Here is a 17,209-nt window from a genome sequence, read left to right as displayed (position 1 = left end):
CCGCGAAGGCGGTTGCGCGGGCTCGCGGGCGCTGTGTGCGGGGGTCGGCGAGGCGGTGCGTGTTCGTCGATTGCGACGCGGGCACGCCGAAGTTCGCGCGGCCCGACTGCGACACCGGCGTCGACGACGAAGTCGAGTACCGCTATTCGGGCGGCCGAAACTCGTCGCACCGGGGCGGCCCCGCGGCCCTCGAATGCTGTGTGGGCCGCGGGGTCACACGGACGCGCTCGTGGCCGCGGTGCCGCTGTGATAATCGAGAGAGCATGCGGATCTCCCCCTTCGTCCTTCTCACCGCGCTGACGGCCGCGGCGTGCAACGCCGACCCTTTGCCGAGCGTCACCGACGGCGCCAGCGAAACCGGCACCGAGACCGGCACCGGCACCGACACCGACACGTCGACGACGGCCACGCCGACCACGACCCAGAGCGACGACCTGTGCGTGCCGGGGTCGAGCGCCGGGTGTACGTGCCCGAACGGCAACATGGGCTCGCAGGAGTGCAACGCCGACGGCAAGAGCTACGGGATGTGCGAGTGCGAGGGCGGGGGCTCGAACTCCAACAGCGACGGGACGCTGGAGCCGACCTCGACGAGCACGGACGGCGTGACGACGACGGAGGGGACGACGACGACGGAGGGGACGACGGAGGGGACGAGCACGAGCAGCACGTCGACCGGCGAGGACACGACGACCGAGGGGGCGACGTGCGACGACCCGGGGCCGGAGCCGAACAACAGCGAGGCGAACGCGATCGACCTCGGCGATCAGGGCTGCGGGGCGATGGCGGAGACGGTCGAGGGCGTGCTCGACGGCGAGGACGACATCGACTGGTTCTCGTACCACGGGGTGTGGAACGGGCTCTGCATCGTCGGACCGAACACGCGCCACACGCTGACCGCCAGCGAGGACGTGCGCCTGTGCGTGTTCGCCGACTGCGACCAGGGCACCGCCGACTTCAACTGCCCGAACGGCACCACCGAGACCGAGTCGCCGAGCGGCGGCCACCCGGGCTGCTGCGGCGAGGGCGTCATGAACCTCAACTTCAACCTCGGCTGCGGGCTGCTCAACCCCAACAACGCGCGGCTGTTCATCCGCGTCGACCAGGCGCCGGCCGACGCGTGCGTCGAGTACTCGGTCGACTACGACTTCGACACATGAAAAAGACCCGCCTGCGCGCGGCGCAGGCGGGCCTGACGACGGCGAGCGCCGCCCGGATCAGTTGCTGATCCGGATGGCGTCGGCGATGACGACGAAGTTACCGGTGGTCCAGCGCGACACCGCGACCTTGTTCCAGCCGGCGGTGAAGTTGAAGGTGCCGACGGCGACCCACTGCTTGCCGCCCGCCTGCTGGTTGACCTTCACGGTGCCGAGGTTCTTGTTCTGGGCGTCGAAGGCGACGATCGGCGCGTCGGGGGCGCGGTTGGCCCCGGCCGTGTACCAGATCTCGACCTTCTTGCTGCCGCCCTTGTTGAGGAAGAACGAGAACTCGGCGGCGTCGCTGATCGGCGAGACCGAGGCGAACAGGTAGTTGCTGCCGTAGAAGCCGGGCGTCGACGCGGTGGCGGCCCAGTTGGCCGAGGCGTTGAACTTGGCGAGCGCGGCGTTGTTGTTGCCGTTGGCGCTGTCGATGATGATCTCGGCCGGGTCGGTGCCCTGCGGCGGCGGGTCGACGGGATCGGGCTCGGGATCGGGCTCGGGATCGGGCTCCGGCTCGGGCACCGGGTCGTTCGGATCGGGCTCGACCGGCGGCGGGTCCTCGGGCTGGCCGCCGCACGCGGCGGTGATCTTGTTGAAGTAGGTCGCCCACGGCCAGTTCGGGCCGGGGTCGATGCGGTTGTTGGGCTGCGCTGGCCGTGCGCGACGATGTGGTACTTGTCGATCGGGACGCCCTGGCGCTTGGTGATGTTGCACACCAGCTTGGCCGACTGCTCGATCAGGTTGGCGTTCCAGTTGGCCTGCTTGGCGAAGCCGGCGTGCTCGATGCCGACGGTGAAGTGGTTGCTGCTGACGCCCTCGAGCTGCGGCTCCTGCCCGCCGTTGAGGCTCTTCTTGTAGGCCGCGGCGATGTGGTAGGCGCGCTTGTCCTCCTTGACGAGCTGGGAGATCTCCGAGCCGTCCTCCTTGACCACATAGTGGGCGCTGACCTTGGACTGCGAGTTGACCAGCCAGCCCCAGCAGCCCGAGTAGGCGCCCTCGCACGAGTGGATGATGACCATCCGCACCTTGCCGGTGCTGTTGGCGGCGCGGCTGCCGTAGTTCGAGGTGGGCGCGGCGCGGAAGATCGCGCCCGGGTAGTCGGGGTTGGTGGCGAGCACCGGGCCGCCCGTGCCGTCGTAGTTGGGCTCGACGGTCGGCTCGGGCTGGATCTCCGAGATCACGTTGCCGTCGTTGTCGGTGACGACGAGGCCGTTCTTGATGACGCCGTAGACGTCGTAGTGGATGTAGGCGATCGAGGCGGCCTTGTCGCCGATGTCGGCCATGGCGGCGATCGACGGGGCCCACGCGCCGAGGTCGTCGCGGTCGATGCCCTCGGCGTCGGCCATGTCCCGAAGGACAGCCGCAGCGGCGCGGATGTTGGTCTCGCGGTCGGTCTTGATCTCCTCGACCTCGACGCCGAGCAGCTTGGCCGCGCGCTCGAGGTTGACGCCGCGCAGCGCCATGGTGCCGAACGCCGCGTCGCGGCCCTCGAACTCGACCTGGCCCTCGACCATCTCCCAGCGCGACTCGACGAAGCCGACGGCCTTGAGGATCGAGACCGGGACGCCGAACTCTTCGGAGGCGCGGATGAATTCGCCGTCGATGCCCTCGAGGTACTCGCCCGGGTCGGCCTCCGGCGGGTCCATCGGATCGGGCACGTCGATGCCCTGATTGCCGGTCTCGTCCTCGAAGCGCCCGCCGTCGTCGCCTTCACAGGCGACCGCGAGCAGGGGGAGTATCATGAGGGTGCGTGTACAGACGGTCCGCAGCATCATCGCCGCTATAGGCCAATGTCTCCGCAAGAACAAGAGGGTGACGAAGGCCTGACGACCCCGCAATGCGCGGGGGCCGTAGTCCACGTCACTTCTTGGACGGCCTTCGCCGACCTCTTCGCCGACGTTGACCGTCGCCGGACTTCGCGGATGGATTACGAATGCAGAAGGCCCGCAGGACGTTCGCAAGCGCGGGCCGTCTAGCGCTGTTTTGTCGGTTTCGGCCACGTTCGCACGCGTAGCTCCACGCCGACACTCACCTCGACGCCGCCCAGTGTGAAGATTCGTGGTTCGCCGAAGCGGACGCGTACGGCGTTGCCGGTCGGGGTCGCGCTGGCAGCCACCTCGGCGAACGCACCCAGGTCGAGGCGACGCGTGACGGCGTAGGTCGGGGCGATACGGATGTGCCCGCCGAGGAGCGGGGCCGGATCGGTCGATTCACCGAACTCGACGCGACGACCTGCGCGAGTCACGAACCACGGCTCGACCGAGAGGTTCGCGGTCGCGCGCAGCTCGAACCGGCCGCGAGTCAGCCACGCACCCGCGCCCAGGCTGACGCGCACGCGCGCGAGCCCGAACCGCTCTTCACGACTTTCCGGACCCATGCCGACGGCGGTGTGGCCAGCCGCGCGCACCCCGGCGGTGACCAGCCAGCGCCGCGAACCGCGGAGATCGACGCGGACCTCGCCGCCGCCCCCCCGCACGCCAGGGTCGGGCCCCAGGCCGAAGAGCGGGCCGCCGGCGAGGCCGAGGCCGAGGATCGGGCGCCTGTCTTCGAGGACAGGTGAGGGCGTGGCGCCGGGCGGCGGCTCGACGAGGTCGTCGGCGAGCGGTGGAGGTGACATGTCCTTCGGAGCAGGCGCGGGCGGAGGCGGGACGGGCTGCGGAGGGTCGGGGGTCGGCGAGGCGGCGAGGGGCTCGGCGGTTGGTTCGGCAGGCGGCTCTCCAGTCTCCGAGGACATGTCCTCGGGGACCTGTTCCGCAGGCGTCGCGGCGAGCGCGGGGCTGGCGGCCCGCTCGGGCAGCGGGGCGAGGGCGTCGTCGGCGATGGCGGCGAGCATCGAGGCGCACAGGCGGGCGGCGTCGCGAGGGCCGCCGCGAGGGCCGCGGCGGACGAACACGCGGCCGTCGCGGAGGATGACGGTGACGGCCAACTCGCCGGCCTGCAGCTCGACGTCGACGAAGGTGTGGTCGGGGTCGACGCTGGCGACGTCGCGCAGCAAGACGACGTCGGCGCCGCCGGAGCGCGGCCGCAAGGCGTCGGCGAGGGCCCGCTCGTCGAGGCCGCGCGCGCGCACGACGAGCGTCGGGGCGCGCGCGGCCGCGGCCGGCGGGACCGCGTGGGTGGCCGGAGGAGCGGGAGCGGCGAGGAGCGCCGCGAGGAGGAGCGCCGCCTGCGTCATGCGAGGGCGGCGGATGTTAGCAGCGCGCCGCGGTCACAGGCACACACTCATGATGCACGCCTGGGCGGGGGCGCAGTCGGCGTCGGTGTTGCACGGCGCAGGGCCGCAGTCGGGGTCCTGCGGGACGTTGGGATCGCACACGTTGTCGGGGCAGGAGTCGCCGGCGCACACGCACACTCCGTTTTCGCACAGGCTGCCGGGGCCGCAGTCGGCGTCGCTGGTGCAGACGAAGCCGCAGTCGGGGTCGAACGGGAGCATGGGGTCGCAGACGCCGTCGAAGCACATCGGGTCGACGTTCGGATCGCACTGGTCGCAGTCCGGATCGGCGGGGTTCATCGGATCGCACACGCCGTCGGGGCAGCCGGGATCGTTGGGGTCGCAGCCGCCGCACTGGGGGTCGTTGGGGTCGGCGCAGAGGCAGAGGCCGTTCACGCACGCCTGTCCCATGGGGCAGTCGGCGTCGGAGACGCACATGAACCAGCAGTCCGGATCCATCGGATTCATCGGATCGCACCAGTTGTCCGGACAATTGGGGTCGCCGGGCGGGCAGTCGTAGCAGTCGGGATCGCCGGGGACGTTGGGGTCGCACATGCCGTCGGGGCAGGCAGGATCGGAGGGGTCGTCGCACTGGCTCTGGCAGTCCGGATCCTCGAGGTTCATCGGGTTGCACAGGCCGTCGCCGCAGTCGAGGTCGCCCATGACGTCGATGTCGCACCAGCCGTCGCCGCCGCCGTTGCAGTTCGGATCCATCGGATCGGCGCACTGGCAGGCGCCGTTGATGCAAGCCTGTCCCTGGGGGCAGTCGGCGTCGGCGTTGCACTGGTTCTGGCAGTCGGGATCCGACGGGTCCATGGGATTGCAGACACCGTCGCCGCACCCGGGGAGGTTGGGATCGCAGCCCTGGCAGTCGGGATCCTCGGGGTTCATCGGGTTGCACTGACCGTCGTTGCAGTCGGGGTCGCCCATGACCTTGTCGTCGCACCAGCCGTCGCTGCCGCCGTTCGGGCAGTCGGGGTCGCCGGGGTTCATCGGGTCGCAGACGTTGTCAGGGCAATCGGGGCTGTCATCCGGGCACGGCGGCTGGCAGTCGGGATCGCCGGGCTCCATGGAGCAGACGCCGTCGCCGGGCGGGGCCCAGCAGTCGGGGTCGTTGTCGGCGTTGTTCGGGTCGCACTCGCCGTCCCAACAATCGGGGTCCATGGCCTGATTGGGATCGCAGACGGGCTGGTCGCCGCCGGTGTCCTCGTCGAGGCCGGCAGTGTCGCCGCCCTTGATGTCGATCTGGCAGGCGAGGCCGACGAGCAGGGTGAGCGAGAAGACGGACGATGGAAGGCGCAAGAAGGTACGCATGGGACTCCTCGGGACAAAATTTTCAAAGCGGACGCCAGTCAGGGCCCGGCGGTCCATGTCTTGTTTTTTTAATGAAAAAGAAGGGGGAGCTCTCAACAGTCGGGGTCGGCGGGGTTCATCGGGTCGCAGACGCCGTCGCTACAATCGGGATCGAGCGGGACCATGGGATCGCAGAAGCCGTCGGGACAGTCGGGATCGCCCATGGTGTTGGGATCGCACATGCCGTCGCTGGCGCAGTTCGGATCGTTGGGGTCGTTGCACTGGCAGACGCCGTTGACGCACACCTGGCTCATGGCACAGTCGGAGTCGGCGGCGCACTGGCAGTCGGGGTCGCTCGGATCCATCGCGTTGCAGACGTTGTCGTCGCAATCGGGGTCGCCCGGGCCGTCGCACACCCCGTCCATGCAGTCGAGGTCGGTGGGGTCGAGCATGAGGTTGCAGACGCCGTCGTCGCAGTCGAGGTCGTCGAGGTCGACGATGTCGCAGATGTCGTCGTCGCAGTCGCCGTCGCCCATGTTCTGCGGGTTGCAGTCGCCGTCGTGACAATCGGGATCCATCGGGTCGTCGGCGGGGCACCAGCCGTCGTCACAGTCGAGGTCGAATGGATCGGCGAAGTTGCACAGATCGTCGTCGCAGTCGGGGTCGAGCGGATCGTCAGGATCGCAGGCGCCGTCGGGGATGGGGCCGCAGCCGGGCGTGGCGCAGGTGGTCTCGTCGGTGCCGGCGGAAGTGGTGGTGTCGTCCGGGCCGGTGGTGGTGAGCGGGAGGTCGCTGGTGGTGGGCTCGCCGGTGGTCCGCGGATCGGTGGTGGTGGCGGACGAGGTGGTGAGCGGGTCGCCGCTGGCGCTCTCGAGCTCGAGCACGTAGGTGTCGATGCCGCAGGCGCAGAGCAGCGGGAGCCACGGCAAGAGGCGAAGACTGGGGTGTTTCATGGGACAGTGGCCTCGTCGGCCTCGCGCCGGTAGGCGCCGCCCGGAAAACGCTCGCTGTAGGCCCGCCAGCAGGCGGGCGCGCGTCGGCGTCGGTGAGCCGGCAGACGCCGGCGCTGGCCTCGTCGGCGAACCGCCCGCGCGGGAATTCTTTCAAATAGGCCTGCAGGAGCTCGCGGTGGTCGGCTTCGTCGCCCCGCCGCCGGGCGAGCAGCCAGCGGTCGGCGAAGGCGTGCTCGACCGCGGCTCGCCGGCCGCCGATGGCGATCATCTGGCGGTAGCGCGCGTCGGCCTCGTCGAGCGCGCCGGCCAGCAGCAAGGCCTCGGCCTCGTCGTCGAGCCGCGCGAGCTCTTGCGCGAGCGCGTCGCCGGGAGGCTTGCGGGTCGAAGGGCCAGGTGAAGCGGGGACGGATTGTGCAGAGCCGCGGCGGTGGACGGCGGGGGACGGGGGTTCAGGTTCGGCGAGGGTCGACCCGGTGCCGGCGGAGGGGAGAGCGTCGCGGACGGCGGCCGGCGATTCTTCAGACAATGTCCTTGAAGACATGTCACTCGGGATATGTACGCCCGGCCCGCGGGGTTCGGACCGGTGCTGCTTCGGGCGGTCGTTCACGGTGTCGTCGGCCTGAGCGCCGGTGAGCGCGCCTTGGACATCGGCGAGCCGGCGCCAGGCGCCGGCGCCCGCGACGAGCAGCAGCGCGGCGGCAGCGGCGAACACGAGCGAGGGCACCCGCGAGCGAGGGCGCGGGAGCGGCGGCGGCGGACGGCGCAGCTGCACGGCGACGTCGGCGTCGGCGAGGTCGCGCGCGGCGACGAGGAAGGGCGCGAGGTCGGCGGCGTGGCGATCGGTGTCTGACCGATCGGACATGTCGGACGCGGCGGCGTCGACTGGCCGATCGGGCATGGCCGATGGGGCATGTCCGGAGGGCAAGGCAGTGAGCGCGGGGGCTGCGGCCGGCGGGGGCACGGTGCCGGGGGCGAGGCGGTGGGCGCGGGCGAGGACGGCGGCGAAGCTGGGCGGCGGGCGCGTGGTGGCGCGCTCGGCCTCGGCGGCGGCGGCGTCGAGGAAGGGGTCGAGGCGGCGCTCGTCGGTCACGGCTCACCTCCGGGGAGCCAGCCCAGACGGCGCAGCTCGGCGTGGATCTGGGCGCGCGCGCGGCAGACCCGGACGTGGAGGTTGCCGGTGGTGATGCCGAGGAGGGCGGCGGCCTCTTCGCTGGCGAGGCCCTGGAGCTCGCGCACGAGGAAGGCCTCGCGCAGCCGCTCGGGCAGCTCGGCGAGGACGGCGTAGAGGACCCGGCTGCGCTCGCGCTGGAGGTGGGCGTCGTCGGGGCCGACGCCGGCGGGCGGACAGCTGCGGCCCATGGCCTCGAGCCGGGCGTGGGCGGCGGAGGTGTTGCGTTGCCGCCGCCAATACTTGCGCACGACGTTGAGGGCGACGCCGTGCAGCCAGCCCTGGAAGGAGCGCGCGGGGTCGAAGCGCTCGCGGCTGGCCATGGCCTGGGCGAAGGCCTCCTGCGCGAGCTCCTCGGCGACGCCGGTGTCGCCGGTGTAGTAGCGAGCTGGCGGAGGACGGCCGGATAACAGAGCTGGTAGAGGTGAGCCCAGGCGCCGACGTCGCCCTCGCAGGCGCGCGTGACGAGCGCGGGCGTCGGGCCGGCCGAGTCACCCGCGGCGGGCTCGACCGCGCGGAGGTGACTGGCCGCCAGACGGGCAGCGCGTGGGCTCGGGACGCTCATGCGAGGGCTTCATGGCGTCTTACCGCGAGCTGCGGGGGCATTACACGCGAGGGGGAGAAAACCGAGGGGCGCGCGGTCGCGCGTGGGGAGGGCGGCCGCGAAGCTGTCGCGCGGGTCCGATCGGGTCAGCGCGACGGCGGTGGTGATCAGGAGCTGGCGCGCTGGTCGAATCGTGGCACCGGCATGTGGCAATACGGGGTCTTGCGGGTGCGCACATAATAATTTTGGTGGTACTCCTCGGCGGGCCAGAACTTGCCGGCGTCCTCGACGGTGGTGGCGACGGCGTAGCCGTTGGCCTTGAGGCGGGCGATCAGCGAGTCGACGATCGCGCGCTGCTCGGGGCCGGTGACGAACACGGCGGTGCGGTACTGCGGGCCGATGTCGGGGCCCTGGCGATCGACCTCGGTGGGGTCGTGGATCTCGAAGAAGCGCTTGGCCACCGCCTCGTAGCCGATCTGCTGCGGGTCGAAGGTGACACGCACGGTCTCGGCGTGGCCGGTGACGCCGCTCGAGACCTGCTCGTAGGTGGGCGCGTCGACGGGGCCGCCCATGTAGCCCGACTCGACGTCGATCACGCCCGGCATCTGCTCGAGGAAGTGCTCGACGCCCCAAAAGCAGCCGCCGGCGAAGTAGCCGAGCTCGGTGGCGCCGCTGGCGGTCGGCGTCGGGGCGGCGGCGGGCGCGGGCTTCTTGTGGTTGGACTCGGTGGTGCCGCAAGCGGCGAGGACGAGCAGGCCGATGAACAGTCTTCGCGTGGTGGTGAGCATGGCGAGCGCTCCGGGGCTACGCGGGCGGGGCCGACGAGGTTACACGGGCGAGGTGGGCGAAAAAGCGCCGGGGGGCGAATCAGGCGCCGGGGCGGGCAGGAACTCGGCGGTGAGGCTGGCGACGAGCTCGAGGACGGGCGCGACGCGCTCGGGATCGCGGGCGCGCCAGGCGGCGAGGACGGCGCGCACGGCCGCGGGATCGTCGGCGCGAGGCGGGTCGTCGAGGAGGGCGGCGCGCAGGGCCATGGCGGGCGAGGGGGCGGCGCCGGCGGGCCAGACCGGGCGCGGGTGGTCGTCGGCGACGAGGCGCAGGAGCAGGGCGCGCAGGACCGGGCGCAGCTCGACGGTTTGACCGTCGGCGAGCCGAGCGAGCAGCTCGCCCTCGAGCCGGGGGTCATCGGCTGTCCTCGGGGACAGGCTGCGGACGTGGACCGCGGCGCTGCGGATCGCCACCGGCGGACCTCGTCGTTGCAGTCGCCAGCCGCTGGTGTCGACGCGGATGAGGGCGATCCGGCCGCGCGCGGCCAGACCGGCGAGCGCGGCGGCGACGATCCGCGAGGGGTCGCCGGTGGAGTGCGCGGCTGCCTCGGAGGACATGTCGAAACAGTCAGGCGCCGGCACTGCCGAGCGGACGGTGCGGACGACGCCGCCGCGCACGGGAGCGCGGACGCGGACGAACACTTGGCCGACGACGCGGTCGTCGTCGCGGGCCGCGGCGTCGTGGAGGTGCCAGCAGCGGCCGCGGTAGAGCTCGGGGATGGCGAGGACGACGCCGATGGCGAGGAGCGAGCTCGGGAGGGCGACGAGGCCGATGCAGAGCGCGCCGGCGATGTGGAGGGGCGATTCGGGCGGCCAGAACGGGTACAGCCACCACAAGAGCGGGCCCAGGCCCATGAGCGCCGCGGCGAGCAGGAGGGCGAAGGAGGCCCGGACCAGCAGAGCGCCGAGACCGTCCCACCACGGCGGGCGCAGCCAGACGAGGCGAGGGTCGCGGGGGTGACCACAACGAGGGCGGCAGTCCGGCGACCAGGTGCCGCAGGTGGTGCAGAGCGAGAGCTCGCGCCGGGCCATCGCGGCGCATCGTAGCGCACCCGCGACGCGCGGGCCCGGGAGGCGGCTTCGGGGGCTGCTGCGAGGTCGGCCCAGCGCGAGAGCTCGCGCCGGGCCATCGCCGCGCACGGGAGCGCACTCGCGGCGCGCAGAGCCGGAGACGGCGCCGCCGATCGCTGCGAGGTCGCGGCGGGGCCGGGCTGTTCGCGGAGCGCGGGCGTGGGTGCGGTGCTCTTGCGAAGGGGCGGCGCGGCGGGTCTCACGGGCTCGTGCTCGGGCGCGCGAGGCGGGCCTTGAGTCGCGCGGCCTCGCGGCCTACTGTCCTTCGGGTCATGCCGCCGCCGCTGTACTGCGTCACCGACGCGACCGTGCCGGCGACGACGACCGAGCTGCTGGCGGAGGCCTGTGCGGCGCAGGGCGTGGCGTACGTGCCGGTCGACGTCGGGCGCTTCGACCCGTGCGAGGAGATCGAGCTGCGGGCCGGCGATCTGCTGTTCCGGCCGGCGGTGTCGTACGCGGCGGTGCGGGTCGAGCAGGCGCTGTTCGCCGACTCGGTGGCGACGTTCTACGCGAGCGGCGAGGCGCTGTGCTTCGACGGCGCGGCGGCGCCGCTGCTGTTCGCGCGCCGCGGTCTGCCGATCCCGCGCACCGTGACGCTGCTGCGCAACGATCGGGCGCAGCAGCGCCGCGCGGTCGAGCTGCTCGGCGGGCTGCCGCTGGTGGTGAAGGTGCCGGGCGGCGAGGGCGGCGTGGGGGTGATGCGGGTCGAGAGCTGGGCGTCGCTGGTGTCGCTGCTCGACCACCTGTTCGCGGGCGGGCGCACGCCGCAGCTGATGACGTACGTGGCCGACGCGGTCCACTGGCGGGTGGTGGTGGTCGGGTCGCGGGCGGTCGCGGCCTATCGCAATCATCCGTATCCCGACGACTTCCGCAGCGGGCCGTCGCACGACCCCGCCGACTACGAGGTGCCGTCGCCGTCGCCGCTGACGGAGCTGGCGGTGGCCGCGACGCGGGCGATCCGGCGCGAGCTCGCGGGGGTCGACATCCTCGCCCACGCGAGCGGCCGCCTGTACCTGCTCGAGGCCAACTTCCCGTGCTACTTCCCGCAGGCGCAGGTGGTCGGCGGGATCGACGTCGCAGGGGCGATGCTGGAGCACCTGCTGGCGAAGTCGCGGCGCCTCCTCGAGATTTGATAAAGTGGCGTTTCAGACATGTGCACGAGAGCATGTTCTTTCGGACATGCGCTTCAGGCTATGCTTCCAGGGTCATGTGATGCCCAGCGCGGGGGCGACTCGGCGCCGTGCCTCTGCATCCAGCGCACGTGCGAAGGTTCGGCGCGGCTGGCGACGTGCCCCTGCAGCCGGGACGCGTGCGAAGTTCAGCCCGGTGCGCCTGACGGCGTGCTCCGCTGCATCCGGGGCATTTTTAAAGAAATTCAGCGCGACTTGGCGGCGTGCTCGCGGGCTCGCAGCTCGACGCGGACGGTGTCGTGCTTGCCGGCCTCTTCGACGGCGCGGGTCTTGAGGGCCTGCTCGGCGACTTCGCTGCGGGCGGCCTGGGCGGCGCGTTCGCGGGCCTCGAGGGCGAGGGTGGCCTGGCGCCGCTGGAACTCGGCGAGGCGGTCGGCGCGGTGCTGCTCGCGGGCGGCCTCGGCTCGCTGGCGGTCCTGCTCGCGCGAGGGGCCGGGGGTCGCGGCGGCGCGCAGGACGGCCTTGTCGTCCTGCTCTTCGGTTCGGGCCCCGGCGATGTCGGCCCGCCAGCGGGCGTCCTGGGCCGCCTGGACCTGCTTGTCGCGCTGTTCGCCGGGCTGCAGGCGGCGCTCGGCGAGGGCGGCGACGAGGGCCTTGTGGGCCTGCTCGTGGGCCGGGCCGAACTCGCCGGCCAGCTTGGCGTGCTGCTCGCGGGCGGACAGCGCGGCGGCGGGGCCGACGAGGTCGCGGCTGAGTGGGTCGACCTCGGTTTTGGCGGCCTGCTCCTCGGCGAGCAGGGGGGCGACGGATCGTTTGCGGTCGGCCTCGCGGGCCGCGGCGAGTTCGGGGGCGAGCTCGACGCGCTGCTTGTCGGCCGCCTCGGCGGGGGAGTCGGCGCGCTTGGCCGCGGACTCGTAGGCGCCGAGGAGGTCGGCCTCGGCCCTCGCGTGCGCCTCGGCGGTGACGAGCTGCAGCGGCGCGGCGAGGCTGGACGCGCCGAGCTTGCGGTGCTGCTCGGCCTTGCCGCGGTGCTCCTTGTCGACGTGCTCGTGCGGCGGGGCCGCGGCGAGGTGCGGGTCGCCGAGCCCGGGCGGCGAGAGGGCCTGCTCGCCGGACCCGGGCGCGGCGACGGCTTCGGTGGGGACGACGCCGGCCGCGGCGGCGCCGACGAGGGCGCCGAGGACCTCGCGGCGGCCGAGGGGACGGACGGCAGCGGGCGGGCTGACGCGGGCGCGCAGGAGGCCGTGATCGGCGAGCTCGTCGAGGGCGCAGAAGATGTCCTCGGGGACAGCCGAGAGTATTCGCGCCAGCTCGGTCGGGCCGCGCCGGCCGTCGACGAGGTCGAACAGGCGGGCGGCGAGGCCGAGCAGGACGACCTCGCCGCGCTCGCGGCAGGTCAGGACGATCGACCCGGCCGCACGCGTGACCGCCCAGCCGTGGCGACAGAGCTCGGGGTTCACGATGCGGAGCGGGTCATCGCCGGAGGAGGAGCGGCGTCACTCGGCGCCGGCGGTGCGCGCGAGCTTGTCGTAGTCGCCGCTGGTGATCCACTCGTCGAGGTGCTTGGCGCGGAGGATCGGGAACGGGTGGGTGCGCATGGCGGTGATGAGGAACTTGTAGACCTTGTTGAGGGTCGACTCGTCGGCCTCCTCGTAGGCCCGGATCTGCCGCAGGAACTCGTCCTGGTCCATCTCGGCGTAGAGCTTCTGGGCCCCGCCCGCGAGCTTCATGAAGGTGCGGAGGGCGACGTCCTTGTCCTGCACGCACATCAGCGCGGCGCGGTCGGCCGACAGCTCGCTCTTGCGCATCCAATCATACAGCGGCAGCTCGATGCCCTTGCCCAGCAGCGAGCCGAGCCCGAGCGTGGCCTGGCTGAAGATCTCGATCACCGCGGCGATGTTGCGGGCCACGGTGGTGTAAAGCGAGTGCTCGCACTTGATGTGGCCGACCTCGTGCGCCACCGCGAAGAACTGCTCCTGCTCGCCGAGCGCGTCGACGAGGCCGGAGGTGAGGACGATGAAGGGCCGCGTGTGGCCGTAGGTGTAGGCGTTGGGCACGGGATCGAGGCTGACGTACATCTCGGGCTCTTCGACCCCGAGGATCGCGCAGCTCCACTTGAGGTAGCGGTACAGCCGCGGGAACATCTTCTCGGTCACGCGCACGTTGTCGGCGATGTTCTCGAGGTAGAGGATCCGCTCGAGGCCGTACTCCATGACCTTGGCGATCAGGCGGTCGAAGCCGGGCACGCGGTGGAGCGCGGCGGTGGCCTTGATGTCCCACGGGTGCATGAAGTCGCGGGGGCCGAGGCCGGGGTAGGTCCGCAGCTTGCGCTGCTTCTTGGCCGCACCCTGGTTGAGGTTGGGGTCGTTCATGGCGCTCGCAGGGTCTTCTCGATGCGCTGGTGCAGGTCGCGGCGCATGTTGGGGGGGACGGCGTGGCCGACGTCGGGCCAGACCTTGATGGAGACCGGCCAGCCGAGGTTTTGCAGGTGCTCGACGGCCTGCTCGGTGGGCGCGAGCTTGACGGCCTGATCGACGGCGCCGTGAAGGGCGGCGATCGGCGGGGCGCCGGCGGGCTTCTGCCGCGGCCACAGCGGCGGCGGGAGCCAGCCGCCGACCGGGAAGGCCGCCGCGAACAGCTCGGGCGCGCGGACTGCCAGATAGAACGAGAGCATGCCGCCCTGCGAGAAGCCGGTGACGACCGGCTTGCCGACGGTGGGCCGCGTCGCCACGAGCTCGCGCACGAACGGGACGAGGGCGTCGCCGGCGCGGGCGATGCCGCTGGACAGTCCGCTGACGTCGGGGCTGCGCGCGCGGATCGGGAACCACGAGTAGCCACCCTCGGGGAGCGGGTCGATGCCGCGCGGGAGGATCACGCGGGCGGCGACGGGGAGGTCGTCGACGAAGACGGAGAAGCGCTCGGGGCGATCGCCGAGGCCGTGGATGGCGACGACCAGCGGCAACCTGGCCTCCGGGTCAGCCTTGCCGGTGACGAGCTCGATGTACTCGACGCCGGCGAGCGCGCGGTAGGCGGTGGCGGTGGCGGTGGCGGGCGGAGCGGGGGCCGGGGCGGGAGCCGGAGCCGGAGTCGGGGCGGGGGCGGGGGCCGGCGCGGGGGGCGGGGCGCTGGCGGCGGCTGGCGCCACGGGCGGGTCGCAGGCGGCCAGCGCGGCGAGGAGGAGGTGACGGACGCGCAAGCGCAGGGACATCGGCGCGCGTAGCGTGGCACACCGAGGGGGCCCGGTCCAGAGGCACGCGGCCGGCGGACCGATCGGGTCGCTGTCGGTATACCGACGTGAATTCGGGGAAGGCGCGGGACGCCGTGGCTGGTCGTCTTGACCGCCGATGCCGAGGATGTCTGAAGGGACAGGTTCTGAGCTGGGCGGTGGGGTGGTGCGGCTGGCGCGGTGCGAGTGAAGGCGGCGAGGCTCATGCTGTCCGAAGGGACATGAGCGCCACAGGGGACGCGTGGCTCGTGGGTGTCCGAAGGGACATGTCTCGCGGGCTTCGGGCGAGGGGGCTCGTCGTACCTCGCCGGCGAAGCGTGCGCTCGCGCGGGCGGTCCTCGTGGTCAGGTGTGGACGAGGAAGTCGATGGTGCCGGTGGCGGCGAACTCGGGGGCGTCGATCTCGACCTTGCCGCTGCCGCCGGCGAGGACCAGCATCGCCTCGATCACGGCCAGCTGGCCGACCTGCCACACGCGCCGGCGCAGCAGCTCGGGCACGTGCTGGAAGCGGACGGTGGTCGGGCGGGCGAACAGGACCTCGCAGGTGCCGCAGTTGCGGGCGGTGAACTTCTGCGCGTGCGGGTAGGCCCGCAGCAGCTCGACGGGCTCGCGGCCGAAGATGTGGATCACGCCGCGCACCAGCGGCTGGAACATCGGCATCGCGGGCGCCGCGGTGACCATCTCGGCGGCGAGCTCGTAGACGCCGGTCTCGCCGAGGACCGCGGCGACGGCCTCGTAGATGGCGGGCCCCCACGCGCCGGGCAGCCACTGCGTCCGCGAGGCCTCGGCGATCTCTCGCTGGACCTGCGGCTCCATGCGGCGCCGCACCTCGTCCGCCTCGGGCAGCTCGTCGACGTGCTCGAGCATCATCTTGAGCACGCTGGCCTTGAAGGCCGGCTCGGTGTCGAGCAGCGGTCGCAAAGCCGGGCGAACATATCCGTGCGCAGGCCGCAGGTCGAGGGTCGAGGGGCGAGGCGCGGCGGTCGCGGCGCCAGGACGTCGCTCCGGCGATGCGGACGGCTGCTGTCCGAAGGGACATGTCGTGACGACCCGTGGGCCGCCGGGGACATCGCGTGGGGGCGACCGACTGCCGACGCGCGTGGCGACTACGCGGGCGCGCGAGGCAGGCGGCGGAACAGGAACAGGCGCTCGACGGCGAACAGCGGGGCGTAGGCGAGGCCGAGCAGCGGGTAGGGGAAGAAGATCGCCATGATCGCCCACACTCCGAGGTGGAAGGTCCAGGCGAGCAGCGACCACACGCGGGCGAACTTCGGGCCGAGCAGGGCGACGGGGGCCAGCAGCTCGAGCAGCAGGCTGGCGGCGGCCAGGGGCGGGAACAGCCAGGCGTGGCGGACCAGCCAGGCGCCGAGCGGCGAGTACCAGTCGCCGAGGAGGTGCTTGCGCAGGTTGTCGTAGGCGATGTAGTTGCGCAGCAGGTCGGAGGTGGCCCAGCCGAGGCCGGACAGGCGCAGCTTGGCGACGCCGGCGACGAAGTAGGAGCCGACGGTGAGCAGGGCGAGCAGGCGCACCGGCCAGCCGTATGTGGTCGAAGGGACAGGTGGGGAGCGCCGCGGCGACGGGCGCGGCGGGCGTCGAGCGACCAGGCGTCGGCGGCCCGCGAGCAGCCGAGCGCGAGCACGTGCATGACCAGCAGGTTCTCGGTGTGGAAGATCATGCCCCAGGCGTTGCGGTAGCTCAGGACCCACAGCAGGACCAGGGCGAAGGCGGGGCCGGTGACGCGGAAGGCGAGGCCGAGGGCGAAGGCGAGGCCGAGGACCAGGGCGACGAGGGCCTGGGCGAGCACCGCGGCCGGCGGGAGCGGGGCCCCGAGGAGCGAGACGACGCCGACCGGGCGGAAGCCGCCGAGGCCGTGCAGGCCGAGCAGGTTGGGCATCCGCGCGGCCAGGTAGACGACCGCGAAGCCGCCGACGAGCAGGCGCAGGGCCGCCAGGCGCTCGGGCGGGGCGACCGGGCGGTACCAGCGGTCGACGGCCCGGGCTGCCCGTGAGAGCATGTCGGAGAGGCCATGTCCTTGCGGACCGGTCGCTTGGGACATGTCCTTCATCGCGGGAGCTTGCAGCGGGCCTGCCGCTTGGGCGGGGCCAGCGGGGTGGGGTCGCCGGCGAAGTAGGCGAGGGCGTCGTGGCGCTCGCTCACCAGCTTGACCGCGACGGCCTCGGCGTGGGCGGGGTCGGCGGCGACGCGGCGGGCGACGGCCTTGCACAGCGCGGCGCTGGCCTTCTTGCCGCGGCGGATCGCGTGGCGCAAGCTGGTGTCGGCCTGCAGCACCTCGTCGCTGCCGAGCGCGCGCGGGGGCAGGACGACCTGGGTGCCGTCGGCCAGGACGGCGACGGCGCGGTGGACGGTGAACACCGCGTCCTTGCGGCCGTGGGCGAACATCGGGAAGCTCGAGAACGGGAAGGAGTCGTAGCCGAGCGGGCGCAGCATCGGCGACAGCGACAGGCCGAGCAGGGCGAGGCCGACCAGCCACGGCCAGGCGGTAGGACCTCGAGTCGCGGGTGGCGCGGAGGACATGTCCTCGGGGACATGCGTGTTCGGGCGCGAGGATGCGTCGCCGGGCGACGCTGGCT

General features: G+C 72.5%; 18 protein-coding genes and 1 pseudogene. 5 read left to right on the top strand and 14 right to left on the bottom strand.

Going from position 1 to position 17,209, the window contains the following annotated elements:
• Positions 1 to 263 precede the first annotated feature (263 nt).
• Positions 264 to 1,157: a hypothetical protein gene (locus OV079_RS22255; RefSeq protein WP_267770871.1), complete on the top strand. Its 894-nt coding sequence runs from the start codon at positions 264 to 266 to the stop codon at positions 1,155 to 1,157.
• 57 nt (positions 1,158 to 1,214) lie between these two features.
• On the opposite strand, the gene OV079_RS60620 is transcribed toward OV079_RS22255, so the two are convergent.
• From OV079_RS60620 to OV079_RS22230, 5 genes and pseudogenes are all read right to left on the bottom strand, one after another.
• Positions 1,215 to 1,718 (bottom strand): golvesin C-terminal-like domain-containing protein, encoded by a 504-nt coding sequence (locus tag OV079_RS60620; RefSeq protein WP_476703782.1) that lies wholly within the window; start codon positions 1,716 to 1,718, stop codon positions 1,215 to 1,217.
• 140 nt (positions 1,719 to 1,858) lie between these two features.
• Positions 1,859 to 2,215, bottom strand: a pseudogene (locus OV079_RS60615) (N-acetylmuramoyl-L-alanine amidase); the annotation flags it as partial.
• Between the two features lie 953 nt (positions 2,216 to 3,168).
• A complete protein-coding gene (locus OV079_RS22240) occupies positions 3,169 to 4,371 on the bottom strand; it encodes a hypothetical protein (RefSeq protein WP_267770868.1) in 1,203 nt (400 codons plus the stop codon).
• A 33-nt stretch (positions 4,372 to 4,404) separates the two neighbouring features.
• On the bottom strand, positions 4,405 to 5,721 hold the full coding sequence (locus OV079_RS22235; protein ID WP_267770867.1) for a hypothetical protein: 1,317 nt from the start codon (positions 5,719 to 5,721) through the stop codon (positions 4,405 to 4,407).
• A gap of 92 nt (positions 5,722 to 5,813) precedes the next feature.
• Positions 5,814 to 6,653 (bottom strand): hypothetical protein, encoded by an 840-nt coding sequence (locus OV079_RS22230; RefSeq protein ID WP_267770866.1) that lies wholly within the window; start codon positions 6,651 to 6,653, stop codon positions 5,814 to 5,816.
• Between the two features lie 175 nt (positions 6,654 to 6,828).
• Between OV079_RS22230 and OV079_RS22225 the strand changes: the two genes are divergently transcribed.
• Together OV079_RS22225 and OV079_RS22220 are read left to right on the top strand one after the other, a co-directional pair.
• Positions 6,829 to 7,050, top strand: coding sequence for a hypothetical protein (locus OV079_RS22225; RefSeq protein ID WP_267770865.1), 222 nt, complete (start codon positions 6,829 to 6,831; stop codon positions 7,048 to 7,050).
• Between the two features lie 243 nt (positions 7,051 to 7,293).
• Positions 7,294 to 7,503: a hypothetical protein gene (locus OV079_RS22220; protein ID WP_267770864.1), complete on the top strand. Its 210-nt coding sequence runs from the start codon at positions 7,294 to 7,296 to the stop codon at positions 7,501 to 7,503.
• A gap of 236 nt (positions 7,504 to 7,739) precedes the next feature.
• Here the strand turns inward: OV079_RS22220 and OV079_RS22215 are convergent, their stop codons facing one another.
• The 3 genes from OV079_RS22215 to OV079_RS22205 form a co-directional block, all read right to left on the bottom strand.
• Positions 7,740 to 8,234, bottom strand: a complete 495-nt coding sequence (locus OV079_RS22215; protein WP_267778615.1) for an RNA polymerase sigma factor — start codon at positions 8,232 to 8,234, stop codon at positions 7,740 to 7,742.
• A gap of 298 nt (positions 8,235 to 8,532) precedes the next feature.
• Positions 8,533 to 9,153, bottom strand: coding sequence for a peptide-methionine (S)-S-oxide reductase MsrA (gene msrA, locus OV079_RS22210; protein ID WP_267770863.1), 621 nt, complete (start codon positions 9,151 to 9,153; stop codon positions 8,533 to 8,535).
• 39 nt (positions 9,154 to 9,192) lie between these two features.
• Positions 9,193 to 10,224: a hypothetical protein gene (locus tag OV079_RS22205; protein WP_267770862.1), complete on the bottom strand. Its 1,032-nt coding sequence runs from the start codon at positions 10,222 to 10,224 to the stop codon at positions 9,193 to 9,195.
• A gap of 311 nt (positions 10,225 to 10,535) precedes the next feature.
• On the opposite strand from OV079_RS22205, the gene OV079_RS22200 reads away from it, so the two are divergent.
• The gene (locus tag OV079_RS22200; protein ID WP_267770861.1) at positions 10,536 to 11,396 is read left to right on the top strand and encodes an ATP-grasp domain-containing protein; all 861 of its coding nucleotides are present in this window, start codon (positions 10,536 to 10,538) and stop codon (positions 11,394 to 11,396) included.
• Positions 11,397 to 11,638: 242 nt separating this feature from the next.
• On the opposite strand, the gene OV079_RS22195 is transcribed toward OV079_RS22200, so the two are convergent.
• The 5 genes from OV079_RS22195 to OV079_RS22175 all read right to left on the bottom strand — a co-directional run bounded on the left by OV079_RS22195 (position 11,639) and on the right by OV079_RS22175 (position 16,147).
• A complete protein-coding gene (locus OV079_RS22195; protein ID WP_267770860.1) occupies positions 11,639 to 12,853 on the bottom strand; it encodes a hypothetical protein in 1,215 nt (404 codons plus the stop codon).
• Between the two features lie 36 nt (positions 12,854 to 12,889).
• The gene (locus tag OV079_RS22190) at positions 12,890 to 13,765 is read right to left on the bottom strand and encodes a M48 family metallopeptidase (RefSeq protein WP_267770859.1); all 876 of its coding nucleotides are present in this window, start codon (positions 13,763 to 13,765) and stop codon (positions 12,890 to 12,892) included.
• The gene (locus OV079_RS22185) at positions 13,762 to 14,601 is read right to left on the bottom strand and encodes an alpha/beta hydrolase (RefSeq protein ID WP_267770858.1); all 840 of its coding nucleotides are present in this window, start codon (positions 14,599 to 14,601) and stop codon (positions 13,762 to 13,764) included. Before OV079_RS22185 ends, OV079_RS22190 begins: the two co-directional genes overlap by 4 nt.
• Before the next feature lie 362 nt (positions 14,602 to 14,963).
• Positions 14,964 to 15,539: a hypothetical protein gene (locus tag OV079_RS22180; RefSeq protein WP_267770857.1), complete on the bottom strand. Its 576-nt coding sequence runs from the start codon at positions 15,537 to 15,539 to the stop codon at positions 14,964 to 14,966.
• Between the two features lie 185 nt (positions 15,540 to 15,724).
• The gene (locus OV079_RS22175; protein WP_267770856.1) at positions 15,725 to 16,147 is read right to left on the bottom strand and encodes a hypothetical protein; all 423 of its coding nucleotides are present in this window, start codon (positions 16,145 to 16,147) and stop codon (positions 15,725 to 15,727) included.
• A gap of 110 nt (positions 16,148 to 16,257) precedes the next feature.
• Between OV079_RS22175 and OV079_RS22170 the strand changes: the two genes are divergently transcribed.
• On the top strand, positions 16,258 to 16,626 hold the full coding sequence (locus OV079_RS22170; protein WP_267770855.1) for a hypothetical protein: 369 nt from the start codon (positions 16,258 to 16,260) through the stop codon (positions 16,624 to 16,626).
• Between the two features lie 53 nt (positions 16,627 to 16,679).
• On the opposite strand, the gene OV079_RS22165 is transcribed toward OV079_RS22170, so the two are convergent.
• On the bottom strand, positions 16,680 to 17,153 hold the full coding sequence (locus tag OV079_RS22165; RefSeq protein WP_267770854.1) for a hypothetical protein: 474 nt from the start codon (positions 17,151 to 17,153) through the stop codon (positions 16,680 to 16,682).
• Between the last annotated feature and the right edge of the window lie 56 nt (positions 17,154 to 17,209).

Origin of the sequence: Nannocystis pusilla (assembly GCF_026626665.1) — a bacterium.
Taxonomy (GTDB): Bacteria; Myxococcota_A; Polyangia; order Nannocystales; family Nannocystaceae; genus Nannocystis; species Nannocystis pusilla.
The sequence above is the reverse complement of the archived record's forward strand: the minus strand, read 5'-3'. Positions and strand labels throughout refer to the sequence as shown.